This window comes from Streptomyces sp. NPDC052109 (assembly GCF_040680195.1).
GTDB lineage: Bacteria > Actinomycetota > Actinomycetes > Streptomycetales > Streptomycetaceae > Streptomyces.
This window is the reverse complement of the sequence record NZ_JBFAWF010000007.1, coordinates 159,598-178,951: the sequence shown is the minus strand read 5'-3', so window position 1 is coordinate 178,951 and position 19,354 is coordinate 159,598. Positions and strand designations below refer to the sequence as shown.

The following is a 19,354-nucleotide window of genomic DNA, read 5'->3' as shown; positions in this document are numbered from 1 at the left end:
GTGAGAGGCACTGTGTCCAGTCCCAAGAAGGCGGAAGACGCCAAGGCGGACGCACCCGCCAAGAAGAAGGCGGACAACACGGCCTCGTCCCACACGCTTCTGGAAGGGCGGCTCGGCTACCAGGTCGAGTCCGCCCTTCTGGTGCGCGCGCTGACCCACCGTTCCTACGCGTACGAGAACGGCGGTCTGCCGACGAACGAGCGGCTGGAGTTCCTCGGTGACTCCGTCCTCGGTCTCGTCGTCACGGACACGCTGTACCGCACCCACCCCGACCTGCCCGAGGGCCAGCTGGCCAAGCTGCGGGCCGCGGTGGTCAACTCGCGTGCGCTGGCGGAGGTGGGGCGCGGCCTCGACCTGGGCTCCTTCATCCGGCTCGGCCGCGGTGAAGAGGGAACGGGCGGCCGGGACAAGGCGTCCATCCTCGCCGACACCCTGGAAGCGGTGATCGGCGCGGTCTATCTCGATCAGGGCCTCGATTCGGCGTCCGAGCTGGTGCACCGGCTCTTCGACCCGTTGATCGAGAAGTCCTCGAACCTCGGCGCCGGCCTGGACTGGAAGACCAGTCTCCAGGAGCTGACCGCGACCGAAGGGCTCGGCGTGCCCGAGTACCTGGTCACGGAGACCGGTCCCGACCACGAGAAGACCTTCACTGCTGCCGCCCGCGTCGGAGGCGTCTCGTACGGCACCGGCACCGGCCGCAGCAAGAAGGAGGCGGAGCAGCAGGCCGCCGAGTCCGCCTGGCGGTCCATCCGGGCCGCTGCGGACGAGCGTGCCAAGGCGGCCAAGGAAGCCAAGCAGGCCGCCGAGGAGGCCAAGGCGCTCGCCGCCAACGACGGCGACCCGTCGTCCGCTTCCGCCTGACCCACAGCAGTACCGAGCGCCCGCCGCCGTCTCCGACGGGGCGGGCGTTCGGCTCGTCCACCGCTCAGTACGGGGGTCCCGATGCCCGAGTTGCCCGAGGTCGAGGTCGTCCGGCGCGGCCTGGAGCGCTGGGTCGCCCACCGCACCGTCGCCGAGGTCGAGGTGCTGCACCCGCGCGCCGTACGCCGGCACGTCGCGGGCGCCGACGACTTCGCGCACCGGCTCAAGGGCCACCACATCGGCACTCCCAGCCGCCGCGGCAAGTACCTGTGGCTGCCGCTGGAGGAGACCAACCAGTCCGTCCTCGCCCACCTGGGCATGAGCGGCCAGCTGCTGGTGCAGCCGCACCAGGCGGCGGACGAGAGGCACCTGCGCATCCGGGTGCGGTTCGCCGACTCCCTCGGCACCGAACTGCGGTTCGTCGACCAACGCACCTTCGGCGGGCTGTCGTTGCACGACAACACCCCCGACGGGCTCCCGGACGTCATCGCGCACATCGCGCGCGACCCCCTCGACGAACTGTTCGACGACGAGGCCTTCCACCGGTCGCTGCGGCGCAAGCGGACCACCATCAAGCGGGCCCTGCTGGATCAGTCGCTGATCAGCGGCGTCGGCAACATCTACGCGGACGAGGCGCTGTGGCGCGCCCGCATCCACTACGAGCGCCCGACGGCGAACCTCACCCGCCCGGTCACCACCGAACTCCTCGGCCACGTCCGGGATGTGATGCACGCGGCCCTCGCGGTCGGCGGCACCAGCTTCGACAGCCTGTACGTCAACGTCAACGGCGAGTCGGGCTACTTCGACCGGTCCCTGGACGCGTACGGCCGCGAGGGCGAGCCCTGCAACCGGTGCGGTACGCCGATCCGCCGCCGGGCGTGGATGAACCGCTCCAGCTACTTCTGCCCGAAGTGTCAGAGGGCGCCGCGCGTCTCGTCGTAGCGCGCGCGTGCCGCGAGGACGTCGTCCATGGCGCCTTCCACGTAGTGGATGAGCGCCAGCAGCCGCTCCGCGACCTGTCGGCCCAAGGGGGTCAGTTCGTAGTCCACCCGCGGCGGGTTGGTCGGCTGTGCCTCGCGGTGCACCAGGCCGTCGCGCTCCAGCGCGTGCAGCGTCTGGGACAGCATCTTCTCGCTCACGCCGTCGACGCGGCGGCGCAGCTCGTTGAAGCGCAGCGAACCCTCGTACAGCGCGCCGAGCGTCAGGCCGCCCCAGCGTCCCGTGACGTGCTCCAGCGTGCCGCGGGACGGGCAGGCCTTGGCGAAGACGTTGTAGGCGAGGTCGTCGTGGTCCTCGGCGGTGACGCTCATACCGGCACTCATACTCCAAGGGTACCTGCGCATAGCGCTAACCGCGAGGTTGCACTAACCAGAAGTTAGTGCTTTCCTGTGGTCACTGCTTTTGAGCTGCCCACTCCGTCTTTTGGGCCGTCAATCCGAGGAGTTCGTGTGACCACCCCTGTCGTTTCCATCGCCTACCACTCCGGCTACGGCCACACCGCCGTGCTCGCCGAGGCCGTCCGTACCGGTGCCGCCGACGCGGGTGCCGAGGTGCACGTGATCAAGGTCGACGAGATCACCGACGAGCAGTGGGAGACGCTGGACCGCTCCGACGCGATCGTCTTCGGCTCGCCCACCTACATGGGCACCGCCTCCGGCGCCTTCCACGTCTTCGCGGAGGCGACCTCCAAGCGCTGGTTCGGCCAGGACTGGAAGGACAAGCTGGCCGCGGGCTTCACCAACTCGGCCTCCAAGAGCGGCGACAAGCTGCACACCCTGCAGTTCTTCCAGACGCTCGCCGCCCAGCACGGCATGACCTGGGTCAACCTCGGTCTGCTCCCCGGCTGGAACTCCAGCACCGCCTCCGAGAACGACCTCAACCGCCTCGGCTTCTTCGCCGGCGCCGCCGCCCAGACCAACAGCGACGAGGGCCCCGAGGCCGTCCACAAGGCCGACGTGGCCACGGCCGAGCATCTGGGGCGCCGGGTCGCGGAGACGGCGCGGACGTTCGCCCTGGGGCGGGCGGCCTAGCGGCTCACGGACGGTTCAGGGCCCGCCAGGCGTCCGTCACCGAGAGGTGACGGCGCCGCACCGGCGGGGATCCGCCGGATCACCCCAGGTCGTGGGAGCCTGGAGGAGCGCAGGGAACTCGGCGCGGGGGACGGGGACGGGTGCCCCGGGCGGCACCCTCCTGGCCGTCGGGCGCGGTGCACGGCTCTCTGCGGTGCACCTCGACCCAACCGCGATCGTCCAGGCGTAGCACGGCCCGCGCGAGGTCGGCGGGATTGCCGTCGGCGGCGTGGGCGAGCACGCCCCAGGGCTCGACGGCGGAGACGATCGGAAACGGCCCACGGGCCTGTGGGGCCCCAGCTGACGCACACGTCTTCAGCGATCCAGCACATGGCTGGCGCTCAGCCGGTGAGCTGTCGGCTTCGGGCGGTGCTGTGCGCCCGGCGCAAGCTCCGTGCTGGGAGCCTGGAGCACCGGTTCGGAAGAGTGCCGCCCGCGGGGGAGAACTCTTACCTGAAGCACACCATAACGCTTCTGTAACACCACTACGATCTTGGCATGGGCATTCTGATACCTGGATCCGCACAGACGATCGTCGGCGTGGTGACCTTCGCTGTGGTCTTCCTCTGTATGACCAAGGTTCTCCTTCCGCGTATCAACAAGGTGCTCGACGAACGGAAGGACGCGATCGAGGGCCAGGTGGAACGTGCTGAACAGTTGGCGACGGAAGCCGGTGAAGTCCTCGCCGCGTATCGCGAGGAGCTGGCCGAGGCCCGACACGAGGCAGCCCGCCTGCGTCAGGAGGCTTCGGAGCAGGGCGCGCAACTGATCGCCGAGATTCGAGCCGAGGGCCTCCGGGAGCGCGAGGCGATGATTGTGGAAGCTCAGGCGCGGCTCGCGGCCGATCGGGTCATCGCGGAGACGGAGCTCCGGGGAGACATCGCGTCATTGGCCACGGAGCTGGCCGGTCGGGTGGTCGGCGAGCCCCTCGAAGGTGTCGCCGACAGCGAGATCGTGGACCGTTTCTTCTCAGACCTGGATGCCCGGAGCTCGGCGGGCTTGCACTAGGTGTTCTGTCCGGGGAAGTCGTGGAGGCCGGCAGGGCTGCCGCTGGATTCGGAACCGCTTCAACGACCGCGTACGGCGCCGGCGCTGTCGACGCCCGCGGCCCCACGATTGACGGCCCGGACACGCCCCATGAGGTGCATGGCCGTCTGACCTGTGGTTGTCTCAGTACCCGAAGTCCTGGGTCCACCAAGGCCCGCCCGGGCCGAAGTGGACGCCGACGCCGAGGGTCTTGAAGTCGCAGTTCAGGATGTTGGCGCGGTGGCCGGGACTGTTCATCCAGGCCTGCATCACGGCCGCCGCGTCGGCCTGGCCGCGGGCTATGTTCTCGCCGCCGAGGTCGGTGATGCCGGCCGCCGCGGCCCGGTCCCACGGCGTCTTGCCGTCCGGGTCGGTGTGGTCGAAGAAGTCCCGCGCTGCCATGTCGTCGCTGAACGAATCGGCCAGCTTGGTCAGCGAGGAGTTCGCGGCCAGAGCGCTGCACCCGACCTTCGCCCGCTCCTCGTTGACGAGCTTGAGCACCTCCGCCTCGGCCGCGTTCGCCGCCGACACCGTCATCGGCGCGGCACTCGCCTTCGGCGCCTTGGACGCCGTGGCCGACGGAGTGCCCTGCGGCTTGCCGGCCGGCGTCGCCCGCGGCGTCGGCTTCGCGGTCGCCGTCTTCGACGGGGTGGGCGTGGGGGAGGCGGACCGCGATGCCGACGTGGACGGGGAGGCGGACGGGGAGACGGACCGGCTCGGGGACTGCGGACGCGTGGGGGTCCGGCTGGTGACGGCGCCGCCGTCGCGGCCGGCGGCGCTGCCCGAGGTGCCGCCCTGCTCGGCGGCCGTGTTGCTCGGCGCGGCCGCCGCCTGCACGCGCTCCCCACCGGTGGTGTGCGTATCACCGCCGAGCCTGTAGTTCTGCAGGCCGGGCACCACGCCCGAGGCCACCGCTGCCGTACCGAGGGCGACGGCGGCGGACACGCCGATCAAACCCGCGCGCACCGGCCGCGCGCCCTTCTTGCGGCGCCGGTGACCGGGGGAGGGATCACCGTCCGAGGTGAGGCCACCGCCTCCGGGGCCGCCCGGACCCTCGCCGTCCGCCGCGAACAGATAGGCGTGCGCCCTGGCGGTCGCGTCGGCGTAGGCCAGCGGCTGCAGACCGGTCGCCGGCCTGTGCGCCTCCGGGTTCAGATAGGGCGCGATGCCCCGGGGCGCCTGTTCCCGGCGGACGATCTCCCCCGGGTACGCGTGCCGCCGTACCTCACCGGTGTACGAGTCCTCCCAGGGCTCACCCTCGTAGGGGCCAGGCCGGCTCCCGCCCGCGTACGCGTCCTGCCAGGGCTCACCCGAGTACGAGTGCTGCGGGGCGTCGCCTCCGGTGAGGGAGCGCTGTGTGTGGGTGACCCCCGTGGCGCGGCCCGTGGCGGCGCGGCCGGCGGCGGAGCGTCGGTGGCGTCCCATGTCCTTGCCCTCTTCCTCGTCTCGCGGTCGACCGGTTGCCTGCGGGCGCCTGCGCGGCGAATGAGTCCCTCTGGCCAACCCGGCTCACTCGATCGAGTGAGTTTCATATGAGATGCATCGGGGGCGGACGCTACCGCATGCCGCTGAAGGGCGATGTGTCCCGAGCGACATCGGCCGGTTAGGTTGCCCCCATGAGCGAGGAAGTACGACTGGTCGCATGGGTGCGTGGACGCGTGCAAGGCGTGGGTTTCCGCTGGTTCACGCGCGCCAAGGCGCTGGAGATCGGCGGCCTGAGTGGTTTTGCTCTCAATTTGGCCGACGGTCGCGTCCAGGTGGTCGCGGAGGGCTCGCGTGAGGGCTGCGAAGGCCTGCTGGACTGGCTCCAGGGCCACGACACGCCCGGACACGTGGACGGAGTCACCGAGATCTGGGACACACCGCGCGGCGGCTATGACGGCTTCGCCATCCGCTGAGCGGGTTGTGTAAAGGCGCGCAGGCCGGCGCACGGGGAGCTGCCGGGGGCACATGCGCACAGCAGAAACGACCTGGTGGTTGCCAAGAACGGCCCGGCATGGCAGGCTCCGCTGGTACAGCTGATCGTCACGCCCTGAGGGCCCCGGATGAGTCGCAGCGCCGCCGCTTTCCCGGCCGCGCGCCCTGGGGTGCCCACCAATACAGGGCGTGATCGTGTTGACCGTCAAACTTTTTGGTGAGACGCTGAAAGCCCCGCGCACCTTAGCTGTTTGGCATGGAGCAACAGTAGAGCAACACCCGGATGTGCCAAGCACCGCGGGTGCAAATCCCTCACGACCCACACCGCATCGGTCGGTCACTCAGTGTGGAGGACCATCCATCATGGCAAAGGCGCTTCTCGGTTACGTCGGCGGCTCCGACCCTCGACTCCTCGCCGAGATGCGACGGCTGCAGCAGCGCGTCCAGGACCTGGAGTCCGAGCTCGTACGGATCCAGGCGGAGAACGAAGCGCTGTCGGCTGCCGCTTCTCAGGACAGGATCATGGAGAGCATCGACGCACACCAGGCGGAGCCTGCGCTCACCTGATCACTGCATCGCTCCACAAAAAGCAGTCGCAGCGATCGGGCTGCCGTAATCAACCGCTCAGTTGATGGGGCGGCTGCAATCCAGCCGTCAGAGTTGCAAGGGACGCTTCGGCGTCCCTTCGTTCTTCCCCCGCGCATCCTTTCACCTTCTTTAACGTACGGTCTGCCCTGCATGTTCACTGGCGAAACCGCGCGGTTGCGAGGGTTCATGGAGTGAGATAGCGGCTCCGGGTAGAGTCCAGCGGCGTGCACCTCAAGGCCCTGACCCTCCGCGGGTTCAAGTCGTTCGCCTCGGCGACCACGCTCCGGTTCGAACCGGGCATCACGTGTGTCGTCGGACCGAACGGCTCGGGCAAGTCCAACGTCGTGGACGCGCTCAGCTGGGTCATGGGCGAACAGGGCGCCAAGTCGCTGCGCGGCGGCAAGATGGAGGACGTCATCTTCGCCGGCACCACCGGCCGCCCCCCGCTGGGCCGCGCCGAGGTGTCCCTGACCATCGACAACTCCGACGGCGCGCTGCCGATCGAGTACGCCGAGGTCACCATCACGCGGATCATGTTCCGCAACGGCGGCAGCGAGTACCAGATCAACGGTGACACCTGCCGCCTCCTCGACATCCAGGACCTCCTCTCCGACTCCGGCATCGGCCGCGAGATGCACGTCATCGTCGGCCAGGGCCAGCTCGACTCCGTCCTGCACGCCGATCCCATGGGCCGCCGGGCCTTCATCGAGGAGGCCGCGGGTGTCCTCAAGCACCGCAAGCGCAAGGAGAAGGCCCTGCGCAAGCTGGACGCGATGCAGGCCAACCTCGCGCGCGTGCAGGACCTGACCGACGAGCTCCGCCGCCAGCTCAAGCCGCTCGGCCGCCAGGCGGCGGTGGCGAGAAGGGCCGCCGTCATCCAGGCGGATCTGCGCGATGCCCGCCTGCGACTGCTGGCCGACGATCTCGTACGACTGCGCGAGGCGCTGAAGACCGAGATCGCCGACGAGGCGGCCCTGAAGGAGCGCAAGGAAGCCGCCGAACAGGAGCTGAAGAAGGCGCTCCAGCGCGAGGCCCTGCTGGAGGACGAGGTGCGCCGCCTCGCGCCCCGCCTCCAGAACGCCCAGCAGACCTGGTACGAGCTGTCCCAGCTGGCCGAACGCGTCCGCGGCACGGTCTCGCTGGCCGACGCCCGGGTCAAGAGCGCCACCTCCGCGCCCCCCGAGGAACGGCGCGGCCGCGACCCCGAGGACCTGGAGCGCGAGGCCGCCCGCGTCCGCGAGCAGGAGGCCGAGCTGGAGGCGGCCCTGGAGGCGGCCCAGCACGCCCTCGACGACACCGTCGCCCACCGCGCCGAACTGGAGCGGGAGCTGGCCGTCGAGGAACGCCGGCTGAGGGACGTGGCCCGCGCCATCGCCGACCGTCGTGAGGGACTGGCCCGCCTGACCGGCCAGGTCAACGCGGCCCGCTCCCGAGCGGCTTCCGCACAGGCCGAGATCGACCGCCTGGCCACGGCCCGCGACGAGGCGCAGGAGCGCGCCGTACGGGCCCAGGAGGAGTACGAGACGCTCAAGGCCGAGGTCGACGGCCTCGACGCCGACGACGCGGACCTCGCCGAGCGGCACGAGGACGCCAAGCGCCTGCTCGCCGAGGCGGAGACCGCCCTGAGCACGGCCCGCGAGGCACTCACCACGGCCGAACGCAGCCGCGCCGCGACCCAGGCCCGCCACGAGGCCCTGGCCCTGGGCCTGCGCCGCAAGGACGGCACCGGAATACTCCTCGGCGCCCGCGACCGCCTCACCGGAGTCCTGGGCCCGGCGGCGGAACTGCTGACGGTCACCCCGGGCTACGAGGTCCCCCTCGCCGCGGCCTTCGGAGCGGCGGCGGACGCGATCGCGGTCGCGACCACCACGGCGGCGGCGGAGGCGATCCGCCTGCTGCGCAAGCAGGACGGCGGCAGGGCGGCCCTGCTCCTCGCAGCCACCCCGGAGCACGAGCCCGCCCCCGACGACGGCGGCCCGGTGCCCCGGGGGGCGGCGGGCGACGGCGCGCTCGGCCACGACGAAGCGGTGTCCGACGGCGGCGGCCCGATGTCCCAAAGGGCCGCGGGGAACGGCGGGACCAGCCACGGCGGACCCGCGGTCGACCGACAGACCGGCACCCCCCTCCTCGCCGCGGACCTCGTCCGCGGCCCCGCCCACCTCATGCCCGCCGTCCGCCGCCTGCTGCGAGGAGCCGTGGTCGTCGGCACCCTGGAGGACGCCGAGGACCTCGTCTGCGCGCACCCGGAACTCACCGCCGTGACCGCCGAGGGCGACCTCCTGGGCGCCCACTTCGCACACGGCGGCTCCGCCGGGGCGCCGAGTCTGCTGGAGGTGCAGGCCTCGGTCGACGAGGCCGCCGCCGAGCTGGCCGAGCTGGCGGTCCGCTGCGAGGAACTGGCCGAGGCACAGCACACGGCGGCCGAGCGGCGCAGGCAGACCGCCGCACTGGTCGAGGACATCGGAGAGCGGCGCCGGGCCGCCGACCGGGAGAAGTCGGCCGTGGCCCAGCAGCTCGGCCGGCTGGCCGGGCAGGCCCGCGGGGCCGCCGGAGAGGCGGAGCGCTCAGCTGCCGCGGCCGCACGCGCGCAGGAGGCGCTGGAGAAGGCCGTACAGGAGGCCGAGGAGCTGGCCGAGCGACTGGTGGTCGCCGAGGAGATGCCGGTCGAGGAGGAGCCGGACACCTCGGTCCGGGACCGCCTCGCCGCCGACGGGGCCAACGCCCGGCAGACCGAGATGGAGGCCCGGCTGCAGGTCCGTACCCATGAGGAGCGGGTCAAGGGGCTCGCCGGACGGGCCGACTCCCTCGACCGGGCCGCCCGCGCGGAACGTGAGGCACGCGCGCGTGCCGAGCAGCGCCGCGCCCGGCTGCGTCATGAGGCCGCCGTCGCCGAGGCGGTCGCCTCCGGCGCCCGCCAGCTGCTCGCGCACATCGAGGTCTCCCTCGCCCGCGCCGAACGGGAACGCGCCGCCGCCGAGGCCGCCAAGGCCCGGCGCGAGCAGGAACTGACCGCCGCGCGCACCGCCGGACGCGAACTCAAGGCCGAGCTCGACAAGTTGACGGATTCGGTGCACCGCGGCGAGGTACTCGGCGCCGAGAAGCGGCTGCGGATCGAGCAGCTGGAGACCAAGGCGCTGGAGGAGCTGGGTGTCGAACCGGCCGGGCTGGTGGCGGAGTACGGCCCGCACCAGCCCGTGCCGCCCTCGCTCCCCGCCGAGGGCGAGGTGCTGCCCGAGGACCCCGAGCACCCGCGCAACCAGCCCAAGCCCTTCCACCGGGCCGAGCAGGAGCGCCGGCTCAAGGCCGCCGAGCGGGCGTACCAGCAGCTGGGCAAGGTCAACCCGCTGGCGCTGGAGGAGTTCGCGGCGCTGGAGGAACGGCACAAGTTCCTCAGCGAGCAGCTGGAGGACCTGAAGAAGACCCGCGCCGACCTGCTCCAGGTGGTGAAGGAGGTCGACGAGCGCGTCGAGCAGGTCTTCACCGAGGCCTACTGGGACACAGCCCGCGAGTTCGAGGGCGTCTTCGGCCGGCTCTTCCCGGGCGGTGAGGGGCGGCTGGTGCTCACCGACCCCGACAACATGCTCACCACGGGCGTGGACGTCGAGGCGCGCCCGCCGGGCAAGAAGGTCAAGCGGCTGTCCCTGCTCTCCGGTGGCGAGCGCTCGCTGACGGCCGTCGCCCTGCTGGTGTCGATCTTCAAGGCCCGGCCGAGCCCCTTCTACGTCATGGACGAGGTCGAGGCGGCCCTGGACGACACCAACCTCCAGCGGCTGATCCGGATCATGCAGGAGCTGCAGGAGGCCTCGCAGTTGATCGTGATCACGCACCAGAAGCGCACGATGGAGGTCGCCGACGCGCTCTACGGCGTGTCCATGCAGGGCGACGGCGTGTCCAAGGTGATCTCCCAGCGGCTCCGCTAGACCTGAAGATCCACTAGAAGATCAACTACGCCGACGTTCACTTCTTGAACACGAGACCAACGGGCCCATCGAAAAACTCACAGTCGTTGAACTATTGACTTCGAAACTTGAAGGCATAGTCTCTGCAACGTTGCTTTTACCTTCAGGTGTGAGCGGCGCGAAGTTGTGCGCCACTGGAACCACCAAGGATCCGCCCACGCCAGGAAGGGCTCGCCCCCCACCCCGGCAGCGTTGCCGTGGCCCGAGGAGATACACGTGACCAGCACAGCGCAGGCACCTCAGTCAGGAGCCGGTACGGCTCATCCCGAACATCTCGGGCACGTCATCTTCATCGCAGCGGCCGCCGCCATGGGCGGTTTCCTCTTCGGTTACGACAGCTCCGTGATCAACGGCGCGGTCGAGGCCATCCGCAGCAAGTACGACATCGGTTCCGCGGCCCTCGCCCAGGTCATCGCGATCGCCCTGATCGGCTGTGCCATCGGCGCCGCGACGGCCGGCCGCATAGCCGACCGCATCGGCCGTATCCGCTGTATGCAGATAGCCGCGGTCCTCTTCACCATCAGCGCCGTCGGCTCCGCGCTGCCCTTCGCGCTGTGGGACCTCGCCCTTTGGCGGATCGTCGGCGGTTTCGCCATCGGCATGGCCTCCGTCATCGGCCCGGCCTACATCGCCGAGGTCGCCCCGCCCGCCTACCGCGGCCGGCTCGGCTCCTTCCAGCAGGCCGCGATCGTCGTCGGCATCGCCATCTCGCAGCTGGTCAACTGGGGCCTGCTGAACGCCGCCGGCGGCAACCAGCGCGGCCACCTGATGGGCCTGGAGGCCTGGCAGGTCATGCTCGGCGTCATGGTCGTCCCGGCCGTCCTCTACGGTCTGCTCTCCTTCGCGATCCCCGAGTCCCCGCGCTTCCTGCTCTCCGTCGGCAAGCGTGAGCGTGCCAAGGAGATCCTCGCCGAGGTCGAGGGCAAGGGCGTGAACCTGGACGCCCGCGTCGCCGAGATCGAGCACGCGATGAAGAGCGAGCACAAGTCCACCTTCAAGGACCTGCTCGGCGGCGGCTTCTTCTTCAAGCCGATCGTCTGGATCGGTATCGGCCTGTCGGTCTTCCAGCAGTTCGTCGGCATCAACGTCGCCTTCTACTACTCCTCGACGCTGTGGCAGTCGGTCGGTGTCGACCCGACGGACTCGTTCTTCTACTCCTTCACGACGTCGATCATCAACATCATCGGCACCGTGATCGCGATGATCTTCGTGGACCGCATCGGCCGCAAGCCGCTCGCCCTCATCGGCTCGGTCGGCATGGTCGTCGGTCTCGCGCTGGAGGCCTGGGCGTTCAGCTCCCACCTGGTCGACGGCAAGCTGCCGGCCACCCAGGGCTGGGTCGCCCTGATCGCCGCCCACGTGTTCGTCCTCTTCTTCGCCCTGTCCTGGGGCGTGGTGGTCTGGGTCTTCCTCGGCGAGATGTTCCCGAACAGGATCCGCGCCGCCGCCCTGGGTGTGGCCGCCTCGGCGCAGTGGATCGCCAACTGGGCCATCACCGCGAGCTTCCCGTCGCTGGCCGACTGGAACCTCTCCGGCACGTACGTCATCTACACCGTCTTCGCGGCGCTCTCCATCCCGTTCGTCCTGAAGTTCGTCAAGGAGACGAAGGGCAAGGCGCTGGAGGAGATGGGCTGATCCTGCCGGAGAAGCCCCCGAGACCGAGGAGCAGGGGCCAAGACCCCGCTGCCCCTCTCCTCGTACCCCCCGCCGCCCCCGTACCGGCCACTGCCCGGTCCGGGGGCGGCGGTCTGTTCCCGCCGACGGGCGCCTCGTGCAGGTTCCGGTCTCGTCGGCGTGGACGCGGCGTCCGCGACGGCGTGCGGCGGCTCCGCGGGAGGAGGGGCCCGGCCGGGAAGCCAGGCGGCACAGCGACTTCGCGGCTGTCGTCGATCCACAGGCTGGGCGACAGCGTGTGACCCCGAGGTCCTCCGGGCTCCGGACTCAACCGCCCACCCTCGGCACCACGTGCTCCGCGAACAACCGCAGGCTCCGCCAGCCCTCCTCGACCGGCATCCCGCCCACCAGCGGATGCAGGACGAGGCTGTCCAGTCCCGCGCCCGCGCACTCCTCCGGGGTGAGGACGCGGTACACGCCCTCCGTGCGCAGCTCCTCCACCGTCGTGGCCGCCGAGCGCACCGCCGAGCGGATCTGACCGGACTGCCAGGAGGCGTACGTCCGGGCCTCGTGCAGGAAGTGCTCGCCGTACCGCGCCCACGTCCGGTCCGGGTCGTCGGCGATGTGCAGCAGAGGGGTCTCGGCCGCGGGCATCATGACCCAGCCCTCGGTGCCGTACGCGGCGAGCTTCTCCTTGTAGTAGGACTCCAGTTCCGGCAGGTGCGCGCTCGGGAAGAACGGCAGGCCGAGCCGGGCGGCGCGGCGGGCGGCGGCCCTGGAGGAGCCGCCGACCAGCACGAGGGGGTGCGGATCGGTGAAGGGGCGCGGGGTGAGCCGCACCGTACGGCCCCGGTACGCGAACTCCTCGCCGGACCACGCCTTCAGCAGGGTCTCCAGCAGCTCGTCCTGCAGTCGGCCGCGGGCATTCCAGTCGACGTCGAACAGGGCGTACTCCTCGGGCCGGTAACCGATCCCGGCCACCGTCACCAGCCGGCCGCCGCTCAGCAGGTCCAGCACGGCTATCTCCTCGGCCAGCCGCAGCGGGTCGTGCAGGGGGCCGATCACCGCCGAGACGGTCACCGCGATCCGGCGGGTCGCCCCGAACACCGCGCCCGCGAAGGCGAACGGCGACGGCAGCCAGTTGTTCTCGGCGCCGTGGTGTTCCTCGGTCTGCACGGTGCTGATCCCGTGCTCGTCCGCGTACGCGGCCATCTCCAGGGCGGTCCGATAGCGGGCGGAGAGGGCGGCGCGGCCGGCGCCGGGAGCGACGAGGTTGAAACGGACGACCGTGACGGGCATGGGGAGTCCCCCTCCGGTACGACTCGGTGGAGGGGGACGGTAGCTGACGTGGCGTCAGATGGCTATGCAAGGGCAGGAGGTAGGCTCGCGGGATGACCGACGCCGTACCCACGGATCCGCGGACGGAGGCCGGCCGGGGCCGGATCGCCCTCTGGCTCGACCCGGACGACCTGCGGTGGCTCGCCCGGTACTGCTGCTGTCCGGACGACGCCGACCAGCAGACGAAGGACCGCTGCTCCCGCCTCCGCTTCCGCGCGAGCACCGCCCTGTACAAGAGCCGCCGGGGCGGCTGACGCGCGTCAGGCGTCGACGGTCGCCCGCTCCCCGGCCGGCTCGGCGGCCTCCGCCGGCTCCTTCGGTGCCGGCTTGGGCAGAACGAGGTACAGCAGACCCGAGATCACGATCGTGGCGACCCAGCCGAGGCCGTACTCGCCGATGACGTTGTTCTTCGCCAGCGGGCCGGTGAACCAGTCCGAGGTCGTGAACATCAGACCCGAGACCAGGCCGATCGCCCAGGAGGCCACGGCGGCGGGGGAGAAGCCGCCCTTGTACCAGTAGGCGCTGGTGCGGGTGGTGTCGGTCATCGCCTCGCCGTCGTACTCGGTGCGGCGCAGCATGTCCGCGCCGAAGACGCCGACCCAGGCGGAGAAGGCCACCGCCAGCAGCGAGAGGAAGGCGATGAACGAGCCCATGAAGCTCGTCGCCACCAGCATCAGCACCCCGCCGAAGGCCAGCGAGATCACGGCGTTCACCGAGACCGCCCAGTGCCGCGGCACCTTGAAGCCCAGGGTCTGCGCGGTGAAGCCCGCCGAGTACATCGACATCGAGTTGATCAGCAGCATGCCGATCAGCGCGATGAACAGGTACGGCACCGCGATCCACGTCGGCAGGATCTCGCCGAGGAAGGACACGGGGTCGGTCGCCGAGGCCAGGTCCGGCGTGGACACCGCCATCACGGCGCCCATCAGGACCATGGGCAGCACGACGATGCCGGCGCCGCCGACCGCCGTGCCCACGATCGCCTTCGAGGACGCCGTGCGGGGCAGATAGCGCGTGAAGTCCGGCGCCGTCGGGATCCAGCTGACGCCGCCCGCCGCGATCATGCCGACGCCGGTGATCACCGCGGCCGTGGAGCCGCCGCCGTGGTGCAGCACCTTCGACCAGTCGGTGTTCGCGACCAGGTAGACCAGGACCAGCACCGAGAAGACGCCGAAGAGGTAGGTCGCGTACTTGTTGCACTTCTGCACGGCGTTGATGCCGAGCCCGGAGATCGCGAAGGTCGCGACGACGAACACCAGCAGCGTCACCATGTCCAGCACGCTGTTCGCCTTGATGCCGAGCAGGATGTCCAGGATGGTGAGCATCGCGTAGGCGCCCGTGACCGCGTTGATCGTCTCCCAGCCCCAGCGCGCGACCCAGATCAGCGAGCCGGGCAGCAGGTTGCCGCGCTGGCCGAAGACCGCCCGCGAGAGCGCCATGCCGGGCGCGCCGCCGCGCTTGCCGGCGATGCCGATCAGGCCGACCAGGCCGTACGACACGACCGGGGCGGCCACCGCGACGACGAGTGCCTGCCAGATGTTCAGGTGGTACGCCACGACGAGGCTCGCGCCCATCGTCAGCAGCAGCACGCTGATGTTGGCACCGACCCAGGTGGGGAACAGCTCACGGGTCTTCGCGGTGCGCTCGTGATCCGGGACCTGCTCGATGCCTCGGGTCTCGAGAGCGCCTTCGGTCTCGACGGTTTTGCTCATGGAAAAGGGGCCAGACGTGGGAGGACAGGGGACGGTGGGGACTCTACGCGCGTCAATAGAGCCGCCACCATCGTACTTTGCTCCGACTCCTTGCTTTAAGTGGCGTTTGTCTCTCGGAGGAAGCCACAAACGGCCTTCCGTCGTAACCCATGGCTGATACTGGAGCCGTTATGGAAATCGTCATCCTTGCTGTAGTCATCGCCGTGGTCGTGTTCGGCGCGCTCGGTGGGCTGATCGTGGGCAGCCGGCGCCGGAAGCCGCTGCCTCCGCCGCCCCCGAAGGCGCCCGACATCACCGCGCCCCCGGCCGAGCCGCACGTCGGCGACGAGGCCGAGACGCCGCGCGACGAACCGCGCCGCACGATCGAGGAGGTGGATCTCCCCGGCGGCCCCGCGGTCGTCGTCGAAGAGCCCCCCACCGGCCCCGCCGTCGAGGTTCCCGAGCTCGAGATCCCGGAGCCCACCGCCGGGCGGCTGGTCCGCCTGCGCGCCCGTCTGTCCCGCTCCCAGAACGCCCTGGGCAAGGGCCTGCTCACGCTGCTCTCGCGCGAGCACCTGGACGACGAGACCTGGGAGGAGATCGAGGACACGCTGCTCACCGCCGACGTCGGCGTGCAGCCCACCCAGGAGCTGGTCGAGGGCCTGCGCGAGCGCGTGAAGGTGCTCGGCACCCGCACCCCCGAGGAGCTGCGCGGCCTGCTGCGCGAGGAGCTGCTCAAGCTGGTCGGCACCGACGTCGACCGCACGGTGAAGACCGAGCCCGAGGACCGCAAGCCCGGCATCGTGATGGTCGTCGGGGTCAACGGCACCGGCAAGACCACCACCACCGGCAAGCTCGCGCGCGTGCTCGTGGCCGACGGCCGCACGGTCGTCCTGGGCGCCGCCGACACCTTCCGCGCCGCCGCCGCCGACCAGCTGCAGACCTGGGGCGAGCGGGTCGGCGCCTACACCGTGCGCGGCCCCGAGGCAGGCGACCCCGCCTCCGTGGCCTTCGACGCGGTCAAGGAGGGCAAGGAGATGGGGGTCGACGTCGTCCTCATCGACACCGCCGGCCGTCTGCACACCAAGACCGGCCTCATGGACGAGCTCGGCAAGGTCAAGCGGGTCGTGGAGAAGCACGCGCCGCTCGACGAGGTGCTGCTCGTCCTGGACGCCACCACCGGCCAGAACGGCCTGGTGCAGGCCCGCGTGTTCGCGGAGGTCGTGGACATCACCGGCATCGTGCTGACCAAGCTGGACGGCACCGCCAAGGGCGGCATCGTCGTCGCGGTCCAGCGCGAGCTGGGCGTGCCGGTCAAGCTGATCGGCCTCGGCGAGGGCGCCGACGATCTCGCGCCGTTCGAGCCGGAGGCGTTCGTGGACGCGCTGATCGGTGACTGACCGGTCACCGACCGCGGCACTGACAAGAAGCGCCCGCCCCAAGGTGCAGTTGGGGACGGGCGCTTCGCCTTGCGCGGCGGCGCGTGCGCCGATCAGGCCCGCGCCCGCGACCGGTGTGCCACGTACGCCAGCGTGCCCAGCAGCAGCCGGGCCGCCGGAGGCCGCGTCGCCGAGTCCAGCGCGGGCGGCCGCAGCCAGCGCACCGGGCCCAGACCACCCCGGTCGGAGGGCGGCGCGGTGATGTGCGTACCGGGGCCGAGGCCGCGCAGGTCGAGGGCCGAGGGGGCGTCCCAGCCCATGCGGTAGAGCAGCCGGGGGAGGTCGGCGGCGGCGCCGGGCGCGACGAAGAAGTGGGCGCGGCCGTCCGGGGTCGCGGTCACCGGACCGAGGGGCAGCCCCATCCGCTCCAGGCGGACCAGGGCACGGCGGCCGGCGCCCTCGGCGACCTCGATGACGTCGAACGCCTGGCCCACCGGCAGCATCACCGCGGCGCCCGGGACCTCGGACCAGGCCTTGGTCACCTCGTCCAGCGTGGCCCCGGCCGGCACCCGCGCCGCGAAGTCCAGGGGATGGGCGCCCGGCGCCGTGCAGTCGGCGCGGCCGCACGAGCAGACGCCTGCCGCGGCGCGCGCCCCCGGCACCACGTCCCAGCCCCACAGCCCGGTGAACTCGGCGACGGCGGTGCACTCCGACGAACGGCCGCGCCGGCGTGTGCCGGAGCGGATCTCGCGAATGCCGCCGATCGTGAAGCCCATGCCCCCTCCAACGGGTCCGGCGCGCCGGTGGTTACGACGCGGAACGAGACGGAAGCGGAACGTAACGCTACGGCTCCGCCTCCCCGCCCTCGGGCGAGGCCAAGGCGGCGCCTTGAAGCGCATCGGGTGGCGCATCGGGGGGTTCGCGCCCCCGAGTGCATCACTCCGTCCACTTCCGGCCGTCCTATGTCAAGTGAATCGCGTGCGGGCGCCCGTGAGTTCATTCGAAGGGGTGGCGAATGGTGGCGTTTCAGGGATCCCCGTGGCTGAGCGGGTGATCGTAGGATTACTGTGAGTGTGCGAGTCCGGGAGGCATATGCATCCATGGGTTGCCGGAGGCGAGTCGTCAACCCGTTCGAAGGGTGAGAACCGGCGGACGGGAGGCCGTATTTACCGGCATTCTGATAGGGCTTGGCGCACTCGACGACAGGTGGTCTCAGGGATGGGGGCGTTCCAGTGAGCGGCAACAGCGGTAGTGGGACGAACGCCGACAGGCGCCCCAACGAGCTGCTCGGCTCTTGGTTCGTGCGCAGCGGCTGGTCCAAGGGCGAGCTCGCTCGCCAAGTGAACCGCAGGGCACGCCAGTTGGGGGCCAACCACATCTCCACCGACACCTCGCGCGTGCGCCGCTGGCTGGACGGGGAGAACCCGCGCGAGCCGATCCCGCGCATCCTCTCCGAGCTGTTCTCCGAGCGCTTCGGCTGTGTGGTCTCCATCGAGGACCTCGGCCTGCGCGCCGCCCGCCAGTCGCCCTCCGCCTCCGGGGTCGACCTGCCCTGGACGGCCCCCCAGACGGTCGCCCTGCTCAGCGAGTTCTCGCGCAGCGACCTGATGCTCGCCCGGCGCGGCTTCCTCGGCACCTCGCTGGCGCTGTCGGCCGGCCCCACGCTCATCGAGCCCATGCAGCGCTGGCTCGTCCCGAGCCCCACCACCGCCCCGGTCCCCCCCGAGCCCGAGTTCGTCCTCGACTCCCGCAGGCCCGGCCGGCTGTCCAAGCCCGAGCTGGACCTGCTGGAGTCCACCACGCGGATGTTCCGCCAGTGGGACGCCCAGTGCGGCGGCGGCCTGCGCCGCAAGGCGGTCGTCGGCCAGCTGCACGAGGTCACCGACCTGCTCCAGGAGCCCCAGCCCGAGGCCACCACCCGCAAGCTCTTCAAGGTCGCGGCCGAGCTCGCCGAACTGGCGGGCTGGATGAGTTACGACGTCGGTCTGCAGCCCACCGCGCAGAAGTACTTCGTCCTCGCCCTGCACGCGGCCAAGGAGGCCGGCGACAAGCCCCTCGGCTCGTACATCCTGTCCAGCATGAGCCGCCAGATGATCCACCTGGGCCGGCCCGACGACGCCCTGGAGCTGATCCACCTCGCCCAGTACGGCAGCCGCGACTGCGCGAGTCCGCGCACCCAGTCCATGCTGTATGCGATGGAGGCCCGCGCCTACGCGAACATGGGCCAGCCCGGCAAGACCAAGCGTGCGGTCCGCATGGCCGAGGACACCTTCGCCGAGGCCGACGAGTGGGACGAGCCGGACCCCGACTGGATCCGCTTCTTCTCCGAGGCCGAGCTGTACGGCGAGAACTCCCACTCCTTCCGCGACCTCGCCTACGTCGCCGGACGCAGCCCGACCTACGCCTCCCTCGCCGATCCGCTCATGCAGCGGGCGGTGGAGCTGTTCGCCAAGGATTCCGAGCACCAGCGGTCCTACGCGCTGAACCTGATCGGCAAGGCCACCGTGCACCTGCTCCAGCGCGAGCCCGAACGGAGCGCGGACTACGCCTCACAAGCCATGGAGATCGCCAAGAAGGTCCGCTCGGAGCGTGTGAACACTCGTATCCGAAAGACGGTCGACGCGGCCGTACGGGACTACGGCGAGCTCACGACCGTGGTCGATCTCACCGACCAGCTCGCCGTCGACCTGCCGGAGACCGCCGAAGCGGTCTGACGCGCCCGGCTCCCACGCCCCGGCCGCGGCCGGTCCTCCCGAACAGCCCGACTCGGCTCCCCCGCGCCAGGTCATCGAGAGGCCCACCGCGGCCGGCCTGTTTCTCCGGGCGGACCCGCCCGGAGAAGGTTGCGCCACGATAACGATCGCGCCGCCGGACATCTCGCATTTCATCCACGCGTAACACACAGGGCGCCT

The 19,354-nt window shown here is 70.9% G+C and carries 16 protein-coding genes; 11 read left to right on the top strand and 5 right to left on the bottom strand.

Translation table 11 applies throughout. The features are described 5' to 3' along the window. Nucleotides 1–861, top strand: a complete 861-nt coding sequence (gene rnc / locus AB0L59_RS17260) for a ribonuclease III (RefSeq protein WP_365583951.1) — start codon at nt 1–3, stop codon at nt 859–861. An 81-nt stretch (nt 862–942) separates the two neighbouring features. After that, a complete protein-coding gene (mutM, locus tag AB0L59_RS17255) occupies nt 943–1,803 on the top strand; it encodes a bifunctional DNA-formamidopyrimidine glycosylase/DNA-(apurinic or apyrimidinic site) lyase (RefSeq protein ID WP_365583949.1) in 861 nt (286 codons plus the stop codon). On the opposite strand, the gene AB0L59_RS17250 is transcribed toward mutM, so the two are convergent. Then, nucleotides 1,776–2,171 (bottom strand): helix-turn-helix domain-containing protein, encoded by a 396-nt coding sequence (locus tag AB0L59_RS17250; RefSeq protein ID WP_365584368.1) that lies wholly within the window; start codon nt 2,169–2,171, stop codon nt 1,776–1,778. The two genes, mutM and AB0L59_RS17250, sit on opposite strands and share 28 nt — an antisense overlap. 138 nt (nt 2,172–2,309) lie before the next feature. On the opposite strand from AB0L59_RS17250, the gene AB0L59_RS17245 reads away from it, so the two are divergent. Together AB0L59_RS17245 and atpF are read left to right on the top strand one after the other, a co-directional pair. After that, a complete protein-coding gene (locus AB0L59_RS17245; RefSeq protein ID WP_365583947.1) occupies nt 2,310–2,891 on the top strand; it encodes a flavodoxin family protein in 582 nt (193 codons plus the stop codon). A gap of 537 nt (nt 2,892–3,428) precedes the next feature. Then, entirely contained in the window at nt 3,429–3,938 is a 510-nt protein-coding gene (gene atpF, locus AB0L59_RS17240; RefSeq protein WP_365583944.1) for a F0F1 ATP synthase subunit B, read from the top strand. Nucleotides 3,939–4,100: 162 nt separating this feature from the next. Here atpF and AB0L59_RS17235 read toward each other — a convergent pair whose 3' ends face one another. Beyond that, complete coding sequence (locus AB0L59_RS17235) at nt 4,101–5,381, bottom strand: CAP domain-containing protein (RefSeq protein ID WP_365583942.1); 1,281 nt, start codon at nt 5,379–5,381, stop codon at nt 4,101–4,103. 191 nt (nt 5,382–5,572) lie between these two features. Between AB0L59_RS17235 and AB0L59_RS17230 the strand changes: the two genes are divergently transcribed. The 4 genes from AB0L59_RS17230 to AB0L59_RS17215 all read left to right on the top strand — a co-directional run bounded on the left by AB0L59_RS17230 (nt 5,573) and on the right by AB0L59_RS17215 (nt 12,055). Beyond that, nucleotides 5,573–5,854 carry an acylphosphatase gene (locus tag AB0L59_RS17230; protein ID WP_365583940.1) on the top strand — a complete coding sequence of 94 codons (282 nt, stop codon included), beginning with the start codon at nt 5,573–5,575 and terminating at the stop codon, nt 5,852–5,854. A 382-nt stretch (nt 5,855–6,236) separates the two neighbouring features. Next, nucleotides 6,237–6,440, top strand: coding sequence for a hypothetical protein (locus tag AB0L59_RS17225; RefSeq protein WP_031167290.1), 204 nt, complete (start codon nt 6,237–6,239; stop codon nt 6,438–6,440). Between the two features lie 245 nt (nt 6,441–6,685). Next, nucleotides 6,686–10,381 carry an AAA family ATPase gene (locus AB0L59_RS17220; RefSeq protein ID WP_365583938.1) on the top strand — a complete coding sequence of 1,232 codons (3,696 nt, stop codon included), beginning with the start codon at nt 6,686–6,688 and terminating at the stop codon, nt 10,379–10,381. 255 nt (nt 10,382–10,636) lie between these two features. Next, the gene (locus tag AB0L59_RS17215; protein WP_365583935.1) at nt 10,637–12,055 is read left to right on the top strand and encodes a sugar porter family MFS transporter; all 1,419 of its coding nucleotides are present in this window, start codon (nt 10,637–10,639) and stop codon (nt 12,053–12,055) included. Between the two features lie 306 nt (nt 12,056–12,361). Here AB0L59_RS17215 and AB0L59_RS17210 read toward each other — a convergent pair whose 3' ends face one another. Continuing rightward, the gene (locus AB0L59_RS17210; RefSeq protein ID WP_365583933.1) at nt 12,362–13,333 is read right to left on the bottom strand and encodes an LLM class flavin-dependent oxidoreductase; all 972 of its coding nucleotides are present in this window, start codon (nt 13,331–13,333) and stop codon (nt 12,362–12,364) included. A 92-nt stretch (nt 13,334–13,425) separates the two neighbouring features. On the opposite strand from AB0L59_RS17210, the gene AB0L59_RS17205 reads away from it, so the two are divergent. Beyond that, nucleotides 13,426–13,626, top strand: a complete 201-nt coding sequence (locus tag AB0L59_RS17205) for a hypothetical protein (protein WP_365583931.1) — start codon at nt 13,426–13,428, stop codon at nt 13,624–13,626. Between the two features lie 6 nt (nt 13,627–13,632). Here the strand turns inward: AB0L59_RS17205 and AB0L59_RS17200 are convergent, their stop codons facing one another. After that, a complete protein-coding gene (locus AB0L59_RS17200; protein ID WP_365583928.1) occupies nt 13,633–15,084 on the bottom strand; it encodes a cytosine permease in 1,452 nt (483 codons plus the stop codon). 170 nt (nt 15,085–15,254) lie between these two features. Here AB0L59_RS17200 and ftsY point away from each other — a divergent pair, with 170 nt between their 5' ends. Continuing rightward, nucleotides 15,255–16,463, top strand: coding sequence for a signal recognition particle-docking protein FtsY (gene ftsY / locus AB0L59_RS17195; RefSeq protein WP_365583925.1), 1,209 nt, complete (start codon nt 15,255–15,257; stop codon nt 16,461–16,463). Nucleotides 16,464–16,555: 92 nt separating this feature from the next. Here ftsY and AB0L59_RS17190 read toward each other — a convergent pair whose 3' ends face one another. Next, nucleotides 16,556–17,218 carry a bifunctional DNA primase/polymerase gene (locus tag AB0L59_RS17190; protein ID WP_365583922.1) on the bottom strand — a complete coding sequence of 221 codons (663 nt, stop codon included), beginning with the start codon at nt 17,216–17,218 and terminating at the stop codon, nt 16,556–16,558. Between the two features lie 456 nt (nt 17,219–17,674). Between AB0L59_RS17190 and AB0L59_RS17185 the strand changes: the two genes are divergently transcribed. Next, on the top strand, nt 17,675–19,156 hold the full coding sequence (locus tag AB0L59_RS17185) for a hypothetical protein (RefSeq protein ID WP_365583919.1): 1,482 nt from the start codon (nt 17,675–17,677) through the stop codon (nt 19,154–19,156). The last annotated feature ends 198 nt before the right edge of the window (nt 19,157–19,354 follow it).

Bases quoted from the DNA above. Each gene is read 5' to 3' on its own strand.
- mutM (WP_365583949.1), top strand. From the start codon at position 943: ATGCCCGAGTTGCCCGAGGTCGAGGTCGTCCGGCGCGGCCTGGAGCGC.
- AB0L59_RS17250 (WP_365584368.1), bottom strand. From the start codon at position 2,171: ATGAGCGTCACCGCCGAGGACCACGACGACCTCGCCTACAACGTCTTC.
- atpF (WP_365583944.1), top strand. From the start codon at position 3,429: ATGGGCATTCTGATACCTGGATCCGCACAGACGATCGTCGGCGTGGTG.
- AB0L59_RS17235 (WP_365583942.1), bottom strand. From the start codon at position 5,381: ATGGGACGCCACCGACGCTCCGCCGCCGGCCGCGCCGCCACGGGCCGC.
- AB0L59_RS17230 (WP_365583940.1), top strand. From the start codon at position 5,573: ATGAGCGAGGAAGTACGACTGGTCGCATGGGTGCGTGGACGCGTGCAA.
- AB0L59_RS17225 (WP_031167290.1), top strand. From the start codon at position 6,237: ATGGCAAAGGCGCTTCTCGGTTACGTCGGCGGCTCCGACCCTCGACTC.
- AB0L59_RS17210 (WP_365583933.1), bottom strand. From the start codon at position 13,333: ATGCCCGTCACGGTCGTCCGTTTCAACCTCGTCGCTCCCGGCGCCGGC.
- AB0L59_RS17205 (WP_365583931.1), top strand. From the start codon at position 13,426: ATGACCGACGCCGTACCCACGGATCCGCGGACGGAGGCCGGCCGGGGC.
- AB0L59_RS17200 (WP_365583928.1), bottom strand. From the start codon at position 15,084: ATGAGCAAAACCGTCGAGACCGAAGGCGCTCTCGAGACCCGAGGCATC.
- ftsY (WP_365583925.1), top strand. From the start codon at position 15,255: ATGGAAATCGTCATCCTTGCTGTAGTCATCGCCGTGGTCGTGTTCGGC.
- AB0L59_RS17190 (WP_365583922.1), bottom strand. From the start codon at position 17,218: ATGGGCTTCACGATCGGCGGCATTCGCGAGATCCGCTCCGGCACACGC.